The organism is Thermohalobaculum sp., assembly GCF_058622915.1.
Genome location: NZ_JBZSYN010000007.1, coordinates 1 through 9,712, shown reverse-complemented (window position 1 = coordinate 9,712; position 9,712 = coordinate 1). Strand labels below are relative to the sequence as shown.

The following is a 9,712-nucleotide window of genomic DNA, read 5'->3' as shown; positions in this document are numbered from 1 at the left end:
CGCTCGCCGGCCTCGGCCTCGCCGGGCTCGAGGCCTTGGGCCCCGAGCCGCGCCCCGACACGCCGGTCACGGGCCTCGCGGTCGACAGCCGCGCCGTGCGCGAGGGCTACGTCTTCTTCCCCGTGCCGGGGACCCGGCTCGACGGCGCCGCCTTCGCGCAATACGCCGTGCGTCAGGGCGCCGTCGCCGTTGTGGCGACCGGCGCCGGCGTCGAGACCGCGCGGCGCGACATCGGCCCCCTGCCCGTGCCCTTCCTTCTCACCGAGGCGCCGCGCCACCTCCTCGCCCTGACCGCTGCGCGCTTCTATGGCGCCCAGCCGCGGCTGATGGCCGCCGTCACGGGCACCAACGGCAAGACCTCGACCGCGCATTTCCTGCGCCAGATCTGGGCCGCCGCGGGCTACCGCGCCGCGGCCCTGGGCACCACCGGGGTCGAGGGCGCGGGGCTCGACGAGCCGCTCGGCCACACCACGCCCGACCCGATCACGCTGCACGCCCTGCTCGCCCGGCTCGCCGCGGGCGGCGCGACGCACGCCGTCATTGAGGCCTCGAGCCACGGCCTCGCCCAGCACCGGCCCGACGGGGTCAGGCTCGCCGCCGCGGCGCTGACCAACATCACCCGCGACCACCTCGACTACCACGCCGACCACGAGGCCTATGTGACGGCCAAGATGCGCCTGTTCACCGAGCTGCTGCCCGCCGACGGCACCGCGGTGCTCAACGCCGACGACCCCAGCTTCGCGCGCGCCCGGGCCGTGGCCGCCGGGCGCGGCCTGCACGTCATCCCGGTCGGCCGCGCCGAGGGCGCGGCGCTGCGCATCCTCGAGCTGCGCTTCCATGCCGAGGGCCAGGATGTCGTGCTCGGCTGGGACGGCCTTACCCATCGCGCCCACCTGAACCTGATCGGCGACTTCCAGGCCGAGAACGTGGCGCTGGCCGCCGGGCTCGCCATCGCCACCGGCGTCGCGCCCGAGGCGGTGTTCGCAGCGCTGCCCGGCCTGACCGGCGTGCGCGGGCGCATGCAGCTCGCCGCGCGGCGCGCCAACGGTGCCGCCGTATACGTCGACTACGCCCACACCCCCGACGCGCTCGCCACCGCCATCGACGCGCTGCGCCCGCACTGCGCCGGCACGCTGGTGGTGGTGTTTGGTGCCGGCGGCGACCGCGACCCGGGCAAGCGCCCGCTGATGGGCGAGGCCGTGGCGCGCCGCGCCGACATCGCCATCGTCACCGACGACAACCCGCGCTCCGAGGACCCGGCCGCGATCCGCCGCGCCGTGCTCGCGGGCTGCCCCGGGGCGCAGGAGATCGGCGGCCGCGCCGCGGCGATCCTCGCCGGCGTCGACAATCTCAGGGAGCCCGGCGACTGCCTGCTGATCGCCGGCAAGGGCCACGAGCAGGGCCAGGAGGTCGGCGGCGAGCTGCTGCCCTTCGACGATGCCGCCCAGGCCGCGGCCGCGGTCGCCGCCCTCGACGGCGTCGAGAGCGCCCTGGGAGGAGGGCGATGACCGCGCCGCTGTGGAGCGCGCCCGACGCCGCTGCCGCCACCGGCGGCGAGGCCCGCGGCGGCTGGGCCCATGTCACCGGCGTCTCGATCGACACCCGCACCCTTGCCACCGGCGAGCTGTTCGTCGCGCTCGCGGGCGAGAGCCGCGACGGCCACGACTTCGTCGCCGAGGCGCTGGGCAAGGGCGCCGGCGCCGCGCTGGTCAGCCGCATCCCCGACGGCGTGGCGGCCGACTCCCCCCTGCTCGTCGTGCGCGACACGCTCGAGGGCCTGCGCGCGCTCGGCGCCGCGGCGCGTGCCCGCTCGGCGGCCCGCGTCATTGCCGTCACCGGCTCGGTCGGCAAGACCTCGACCAAGGAGATGCTGCGCGCCATGCTCGGCAGCCAGGGCGCGACGCATGCCGCGGAGAAGAGCTACAACAACCACTGGGGCGTGCCGCTGACGCTGGCGCGCATGCCCACTGCCACGCGCTGGGCGGTGCTCGAGATGGGCATGAACCACGCCGGCGAGATCGCGCCGCTGTCGCGGCTGGCCCGCCCGCATGTGGCGCTGATCACCGCGGTCGAGGCGGTGCACCTCGCCGCCTTCGCCTCGGTCGAGCAGATCGCCGATGCCAAGGCCGAGATCTTCGCCGGGCTCGAGCCCGGCGGCACCGCCATCCTCAACCGCGACAACGCGCATTTCGCCCGCCTCGCCGCGCAGGCCGGCGAGGCGCGCATCCTCGGCTTCGGCACCGCCGATGCAGACCTCCTGCTCGAGAGCGCCGCGATCACGGGCCTCAGCACCATCGTGCGGGCGCGCATCCTGGGCCAGCAAGTCACCTTCAAGCTCGGCGCCCCGGGCGCGCATTTCGCGCTCAACGCCGTGGCAGGCCTCGGCGCGGTCACCGCGGTGGGCGGCGACCTCGCCCGCGCCGCGCTGGCCATGTCCGGCTGGAGCCCGCCCGAAGGCCGCGGCCAGCGCTGGCGCGTCGCGCTCGGCCCCGCCGGCATCGACGGCGCGATCACCCTGATCGACGACGCCTACAATGCCAACCCGGCCTCCATGCGCGCCGCGCTGGCGGTGCTGGCGGCAAGCCCCGTGACCCACGACACCGGCCGCATCTCGCGCGGGCGCCGCATCGCCTTCCTCGGCGACATGCTTGAGCTCGGCCCCACCGAGAACGCGCTGCATGCCGGTCTCGCCGGGCTGCCCGAGATCGCCGGCATCGACCTCGTCCACCTGGCAGGCCCGCGCATGCGCCAGCTGCACGCGGCGCTGCCCCCCGACAAGCGCGGCGAATGGTTCGAGGACAGCGCCGCGCTGGCCGCCCGCGCGCGCAGGCTGGTTGACGCGGGCGACGTTTGCATGGTCAAGGGCTCTCTCGGCATGGCAATGCGCCGGGTGGTCGACTCGATCAAGGCGCTGGGCGAGGCGCGGGCGCCGCACGCGCCGGACGAGGAGTAAGGGATGCTCTACCACCTCCTGACCCCACTCAGCGAGGGCGGCGACGTCTTCAACCTCTTCCGTTACATCACCTTCCGGGCCGGCGGCGCGCTGATGACGGCGCTGCTGTTTGCCTTCCTGTTCGGCCCCGCGATCATCAACTGGCTGCGCCGCCTGCAAAAGCAGGGCCAGCCGATCCGCGACGACGGGCCCGAGCGTCACCGCACGGCCAAGGCCGGCACGCCCACCATGGGCGGCGTGATGATCCTCGGCGCGCTCCTGGTCTCGACGCTTCTGTGGGCCAAGCTCGACAACGGCTTCGTCTGGGTGGTGGTTCTGGTCACCTTCGGCTTCGGCCTGATCGGCTTCCTCGACGACTTCCTCAAGGTGCGCAGGTTCTCGCACCATGGCGTGCCCGGCCGGGTCCGTCTGGCGGCGGGCTTCCTGATCGCGCTCGGCGCCGCCGTGTGGATCACGCTGCTGCAGCCCGTCTCGCTGCAGAACGCCATCGCCGTGCCGATCTTCAAGAACCTGCTGATCCACGCCGGGCTGTTCTACGCGCCCTTTGCCATGCTGGTGATCGTCGGCTCGGCCAACGCGGTCAACCTGACCGACGGTCTCGACGGTCTCGCCATCATGCCGGTGATGATCGCCGCCGGCTCGCTCGGCATCATCGCCTACGTCGTCGGCCGCGTCGACTTCGCCGAGTATCTGCAGCTGCACTACGTCCCCGGCACCGGCGAGATCACCATCTTCGCCGCCGCCCTGATCGGCGCCGGGCTGGGCTTTCTGTGGTTCAACGCGCCGCCGGCCATGGTGTTCATGGGCGACACCGGCTCGCTGGCGCTGGGCGGCGCGCTCGGGGCCATCGCGGTCGCCACCAAGCACGAGATCGTGCTGGCCATCATCGGCGGCCTGTTCGTGCTCGAGGCGGTCTCGGTGATCGTGCAGGTGGCCAGCTTCAAGCTGACCGGCAAGCGCGTCTTCAGGATGGCGCCGATCCACCACCACTTCGAGCAGAAGGGCTGGCAGGAGGCCACCATCGTGATCCGCTTCTGGATCATTTCGGTGATCCTGGCGCTGATCGGTCTGGCGACGCTCAAGATCAGATGATCCCGCTCGCCGCATATGCCGGCCGCACGGTCGGGGTTCTGGGGCTGGGCCGGTCCGGCCTCGCCGCCGCCCGCGCGCTGCGCGCCGGCGGCGCCCTGCCGCTGGTCTGGGACGACGCCGCGGATGTGCGCCGGGCCGCAGCCGCCGAGGGCTTCGAAACCGCCGAGCTGGCGCGAGAGCGCGAGGCCCGGCGCCTCGCCTGCCTGGTCGTCTCGCCCGGCATCCCGCATCTCTACCCCGCGCCCCACCCCGCGGTCGCCGCGGCACAGGCCGCGGGCGTGCCGCTCGACAACGACGTCGGCCTGTTCTTCCGCGCGCTGCTCGCCGCCGGGCCCGGGGAGGGTTCCGCCGCGAAGGTCGTCGCGGTCACCGGCTCGAACGGCAAGTCCACCACCACGGCGCTGATCCATCACGTGCTGAAATCCGCCGGCCGCCCGACCCAGATGGGCGGCAATATCGGCCGCGGCGTGCTCGACCTCGACCCGCCCCGCCCCGGCGAGGCCATCGTCGTCGAGCTCTCCTCCTACCAGATCGAGCTCGCCCGCGCGCTCGCCCCCGATGTCGCCGTCTTTCTCAACCTCTCGCCCGACCACCTCGACCGCCATGGCGGCCGGGGCGGCTATTTCGCCGCCAAGCGGCGCCTGTTCGACCTTGGCGGCCCCGAGCGCGCGGTGATCGGCATCGACGAGCCCGAGGGCCGCTTCCTCGCCGACACGCTCGAGGCCCCGATCCTGGTCTCGGTGACCTCCCGCCCGCGCGGCGAGGGCTGGTCGGTCTTCATGCATCGCAACCACCTGACCGAGTGGCGCGCAGGCAAGCAGCAGGCGGCCATCGACATGCGCGCCGCCGCGCTCAAGGGCGCGCACAACCACCAGAACGCGGCCGCGGCCTATGCTGCCTGCCGCGCGCTGGGCCTGGGCCCGCGCCAGATCGAGCCGGCGCTGCTCGATTTCCCCGGCCTCGCCCACCGCATGGAGCTGGTCGGCGAGGCCGGCGGCGTCAGCTTCGTCAACGACTCCAAGGCGACCAATGCCGACGCCGCCGAGAAGGCGCTCCTCGCCTACCACAACATCCGCTGGATCGCCGGTGGCCGCGCGAAGGAAGGCGGCATCGAGCCGCTGCGCCCGCTGTTCGCGCGCCTCGCCCGCGCCTACCTGATCGGCGAGGCCGAGGCCACCTTCGCAGCGACCCTCTCGGACGTGCCGCACGCCCGCTGCGGCACGCTCGAGCGTGCCGTCGCGCAGGCCTGGGCCGAGGCCCGGCCCGGCGACGTGATCCTGCTCTCGCCCGCCTGCGCCAGCTGGGACCAGTTCACCGGCTTCGAGGCCCGGGGCGAGGCTTTCCGCGCCCTGGCCGCGGCGCTGATGACCGCCGAGGCCGTTGGGGAGGCCAGGGCATGAGCGAGCTCGCCGTCCGCGCCGCGCCCGCAGCGCGCCCTGCGCCCCCCCGCGCCGAGCAATCGATCGTCGGCGACTGGTGGCAGACCGTGGACCGCTGGAGCCTCGGTGCGCTGCTCGTGCTGTTCGTGCTGGGCATCGTGCTCTCGCTCGCCGCCTCGCCGCCGCTGGCGCACCGGAACGACCTGTGGACCTACCACTACGTGGTGCGCCAGGCGGTCTTCGCGCTGCTCGGCATCGTGGTCATCGCCGTCGTCTCCATGTGCTCGATCGCCACCGTGCGCCGGCTCGGCGTCTACCTCTTCGTGGTGGCGCTCGCCGCCACGGCGGCGCTGCCCTGGTTCGGCACCGATTTCGGCAAGGGGGCGATCCGCTGGTACTCGCTGGGCCTGATCAGCCTGCAGCCCTCCGAGTTCCTCAAGCCCGGCTTCGTGCTTGCCTCGGCCTGGCTGATGTGGGGCTCCTACGAGCGCTTCGGCCCGCCCGGGCGCACCATCACCGGGATCGTGGCCATCGGCATCGCGGTGATGCTGGCGCTGCAGCCCGATTTCGGCCAGGCGGTTCTGGTGCTCGCGGTCTGGTCGGTGATGGTGTTCGTCTCGGGCGCGCCGGTGGCGATGCTCCTGGTGCTTGGCGGCCTGATCGGCGCCGGCGGGGCCTTCGCCTATGCCAACTCCAGCCATTTCGCCGGCCGCATCAACAGCTACCTGGCCGAGGAGATCAACCCGCACACCCAGATCGGCTATGCCCAGTCGGCGATCCGCGAGGGCGGCTTCTTCGGCGTCGGCCCGGCGCAGGGCTCGGTGAAGTGGACCCTGCCCGACGCCCATACCGACTTCATCATCGCCGTGGCGGCCGAGGAATACGGCCTTCTGCTCACCGTCGTCATCATCGGGCTGTTCGTCTTCATCACCCTGCGCGCCCTGGCCCGGCTGGTCGACGAGCGCAATCCCTTCGTGCGCCTGGCCGGCACCGGCCTCGCGGTGGTGATCGGGCTGCAGGCCTTCGTCAACATGGCGGTGGCGACCCGGCTGTTGCCGGCCAAGGGCATGACGCTGCCCTTCATCTCCTATGGCGGCTCGTCGATGCTGGCCGCGGCCATCACCATGGGCGCGCTCCTGGCGCTGACCCGCAGCCGCCCCAGGGAGGCGGCCGAGCGGAGCGCGGCGTGAGCCCGCCGCTTCTGGTCATCGCCGCCGGCGGTACCGGCGGGCACATGTTCCCCGCCCAGGCGCTGGCCGAGGAGATGCTGCGCCGCGGCTGGCGCGTGCAGCTGGCCACCGACCCGCGCGGTCTGCGCTATGCCGACGGCTTCGCGCCGGCGGTGGAGCGCGTCGAGCTGCGCTCGGCCACCTATCGCCGCGGCGGCGCGCTGGTCCGCCTGGCCGCGCCGTTCCAGATCCTCGCCGGCGTCCGCGCCGCGACGCGGCGCTTCCGCGCCGACCGGCCCGCCTGCATCGCCGGCTTCGGCGGTTATCCCGCGCTGCCCGCGCTCGCCGCCGCCTGGCGCATGGGGCTGCCGCGCCTGATCCACGAGCAAAACGCCGTGCTGGGCCGCGTCAACCGGCTGTTCGCCGGCCGCGTCGACCGCGTCGCCTGCGGCACCTGGCCGCTGGCGCATCCGCCCGCGGGGGCGGCGCTGGTCCATGTCGGCAACCCGGTGCGCGATGCCGCGCTGGCCGCCGCCGCGACGCCGTACGCGCCGCCGGGCGACGGCCCGCTCGGCCTGCTCGTGTTCGGCGGCAGCCAGGGCGCCTCCGCGCTCGCCCGGCTGGTGCCCGCCGCCGTCGCCCTGTTGCCCGAGACCCTGCGCCGCCGCCTGCGCGTCACCCAGCAGGTCCGCCCCGGCGAGGAGGACGCGGTCGCCGCCGCCTATGCCGGGGCCGGCGTTAGGCCCGAATTGGCCCCCTTCTTCGCCGACCTGCCGCGGCGCATCGCCGCCGCGCAGCTCGTCATCTGCCGCGCCGGCGCCTCGACCGTGGCCGAGCTCGCCGCCATCGGCCGCCCGGCGATCCTGATCCCCTATCCGCACGCCGCGGAGGATCACCAGAGCGCCAACGCCATGGCCCTGGCGAAGCCCGGCGGCGCCGTCCTCGCGCCCGAGGCGGACCTCACCGCGCAGGTGCTGGCGCACCGCATCCGCGCCATCCTCGCCGACCCCGCCCACGCCGCGCACATGGCCGCCGCGGCCCGGCGGGTCGGGCGCCCGCAGGCCGCCCGCGAGCTGGCCGACCTGGTCGAGGAACTTGGCAACAAACCCGCCGCCTGATACCCCCGGCGACACCAATTCCCCAGAGGAGACCCGTGTGAGCCCGGCCACCGCCCTGCCCATCGACATCGGCCCGATCCACTTCGTCGGCATCGGCGGCATCGGCATGTCCGGCATCGCCGAGGTGCTGTTGAACCTGGGCTACGCGGTGCAGGGCTCGGACTTGAAGGAGTCGCCCATCGTCGAGCGCCTGCGCGCGCTCGGCGCCGCGGTCTGGATCGGCCACGACGCCGCCAATCTGGGCGAGGCCCGCGTCGTCGTCATCTCCTCGGCGGTCAAGCGCGGCAATCCCGAGCTCGAGGCCGCGCGCGCCCACGCCCTGCCGGTGGTGCGCCGCGCCGAGATGCTGGCCGAGTTGATGCGGCTGCGCTCCAACGTCGCGGTGGCCGGCACGCACGGCAAGACCACCACCACCTCGCTGGTTGCGGCACTGCTGGACGCGGGTGGCGAGGACCCCACCGTGATCAACGGCGGCATCATCCAGTCCTATGGCTCGAACGCCCGGCCGGGCGAGGGGCGGTGGATGGTGGTCGAGGCCGACGAATCGGACGGCACCTTTGTCAAGCTGCCCGCCACCGTGGCCGTGGTCACCAACATCGACCCCGAGCACATGGACCACTACGGCTCGTTCGACGCCCTGCGCGACGCCTTCGAGGCCTTCGCCTCCAACATCCCCTTCTACGGCGCGCTGGTCGCCTGCATCGACCACCCCGAGGTGCAGAGCCTGATCGGCCGCGTCACCGACCGGCGCGTCGTCACCTATGGCCTGTCGCGCCAGGCCGACCTGCGCGCCGAGAACGTGCGCTACGAGGACGGCCGCATGCAGTTCGACGTGGTCGTGCACGGCGAGTCGGCGGAGCGCGAGGGGGAGCGCGAGGGGGGGCGCCACGGAACGCGCCACGAGGGCCTGAGCCTCGCCCTGCCCGGCGAGCACAACGTGCTCAACGCGCTCGCCGCCGTCGGCGTCGCGCGCGAGCTGCACATCTCCATGGACGACATCCGCCGCGGCCTGGCCGCCTTCTCCGGCGTCAAGCGCCGCTTCACCCAGGTCGGCGAGTGGAACGGCGCGCGCATCATCGACGACTACGGCCACCACCCGGTCGAGATCGCCGCCGTGCTCAAGGCCGCCCGCGCGGCCACCAGCGGCCGGGTGATCGCCATCCACCAGCCGCACCGCTTCACCCGGCTGCACGACCTGTTCGAGGAGTTCTGCGCCTGCTTCAACGACGCCGACGTGGTCGCCATCGCCGATGTCTACGCCGCCGGCGAGCCGGCGATCGAGGGCGTCAGCCGCGACGCGCTGGTCGGCGGCCTGCGCGCCCACGGCCACCGCTCGGCGCACGCGCTCAAGGCGCCCGACGGGCTGGCCGACTTCGTCGCGGCGCAGGCGCGGCCGGGCGACATCGTGGTCTGCCTCGGCGCCGGCTCCATCTCCGCCTGGGCCGACGCGCTGCCCGGCGAGCTCGCGCGGCGCGGCGCGCGCGTCGCGGGCGCGGCATGAGGGTGGCATGACGGCGGCCGGGCCGGGGCAGGGCGCCGCGGGACGGGACACCGCCCCGGCCTCGGCTGCGGCGTGCAATGCGACCGCCCGCGCCGCCCTCGACGGCGTGCGCCTGATCGCCCGGCTGCCCCGGGTGCGCGGCCGCCTCACCCCGATGCGCGCGCTCAGCGAGCTGACCTGGCTGCGCGTCGGCGGCCCGGCCGAGGTGCTGTTCCAGCCTGCCGACCCGGACGACCTCGCCGCCTTCCTCGCCGCCTGCCCGGCGGACGTGCCGGTGACGCCGCTGGGCGTGTGCTCGAACCTGATCATCCGCGACGGCGGCCTGCCCGGCGTCGCCATTCGCCTCGGCCGCGGCTTCAACGGCATCGCGCCACTCGCCGGCCACCGCCTGCGCGCCGGCGCCGCCGCGCTCGACGCCCAGGTGGCCAGGCGGGCCGCCGAGGCCGGCATCGCCGGGCTCGAGTTCCTGCGCACCATCCCCGGCGCCGTCGGCGGCCTGG

General features: G+C 74.2%; 8 protein-coding genes. All 8 read left to right on the top strand.

The window, feature by feature from the left end; translation table 11 throughout:
- Positions 1 to 35: 35 nt before the first annotated feature.
- The gene (locus tag AC32QD_RS00735) at positions 36 to 1,508 is read left to right on the top strand and encodes a UDP-N-acetylmuramoyl-L-alanyl-D-glutamate--2,6-diaminopimelate ligase (RefSeq protein WP_492008561.1); all 1,473 of its coding nucleotides are present in this window, start codon (positions 36 to 38) and stop codon (positions 1,506 to 1,508) included.
- Positions 1,505 to 2,953: a UDP-N-acetylmuramoylalanyl-D-glutamyl-2,6-diaminopimelate--D-alanyl-D-alanine ligase gene (locus AC32QD_RS00730; RefSeq protein WP_492008559.1), complete on the top strand. Its 1,449-nt coding sequence runs from the start codon at positions 1,505 to 1,507 to the stop codon at positions 2,951 to 2,953. The genes AC32QD_RS00735 and AC32QD_RS00730 overlap by 4 nt, the downstream gene beginning before the upstream one ends.
- A 3-nt stretch (positions 2,954 to 2,956) precedes the next feature.
- Entirely contained in the window at positions 2,957 to 4,045 is a 1,089-nt protein-coding gene (gene mraY / locus AC32QD_RS00725; protein ID WP_492008558.1) for a phospho-N-acetylmuramoyl-pentapeptide-transferase, read from the top strand.
- Positions 4,042 to 5,445: a UDP-N-acetylmuramoyl-L-alanine--D-glutamate ligase gene (murD, locus tag AC32QD_RS00720; protein WP_492008557.1), complete on the top strand. Its 1,404-nt coding sequence runs from the start codon at positions 4,042 to 4,044 to the stop codon at positions 5,443 to 5,445. The genes mraY and murD overlap by 4 nt, the downstream gene beginning before the upstream one ends.
- Positions 5,442 to 6,614 (top strand): peptidoglycan glycosyltransferase FtsW, encoded by a 1,173-nt coding sequence (locus tag AC32QD_RS00715; protein ID WP_492008556.1) that lies wholly within the window; start codon positions 5,442 to 5,444, stop codon positions 6,612 to 6,614. Before murD ends, AC32QD_RS00715 begins: the two co-directional genes overlap by 4 nt.
- On the top strand, positions 6,611 to 7,711 hold the full coding sequence (gene murG / locus AC32QD_RS00710) for an undecaprenyldiphospho-muramoylpentapeptide beta-N-acetylglucosaminyltransferase (protein ID WP_492008555.1): 1,101 nt from the start codon (positions 6,611 to 6,613) through the stop codon (positions 7,709 to 7,711). Before AC32QD_RS00715 ends, murG begins: the two co-directional genes overlap by 4 nt.
- 37 nt (positions 7,712 to 7,748) lie before the next feature.
- Positions 7,749 to 9,212 (top strand): UDP-N-acetylmuramate--L-alanine ligase, encoded by a 1,464-nt coding sequence (gene murC / locus AC32QD_RS00705; RefSeq protein ID WP_492008554.1) that lies wholly within the window; start codon positions 7,749 to 7,751, stop codon positions 9,210 to 9,212.
- A gap of 154 nt (positions 9,213 to 9,366) precedes the next feature.
- Positions 9,367 to 9,712 (top strand): FAD-binding protein (locus AC32QD_RS00700; RefSeq protein WP_492008560.1); only part of this gene is annotated, 346 nt, incomplete at its 3' end.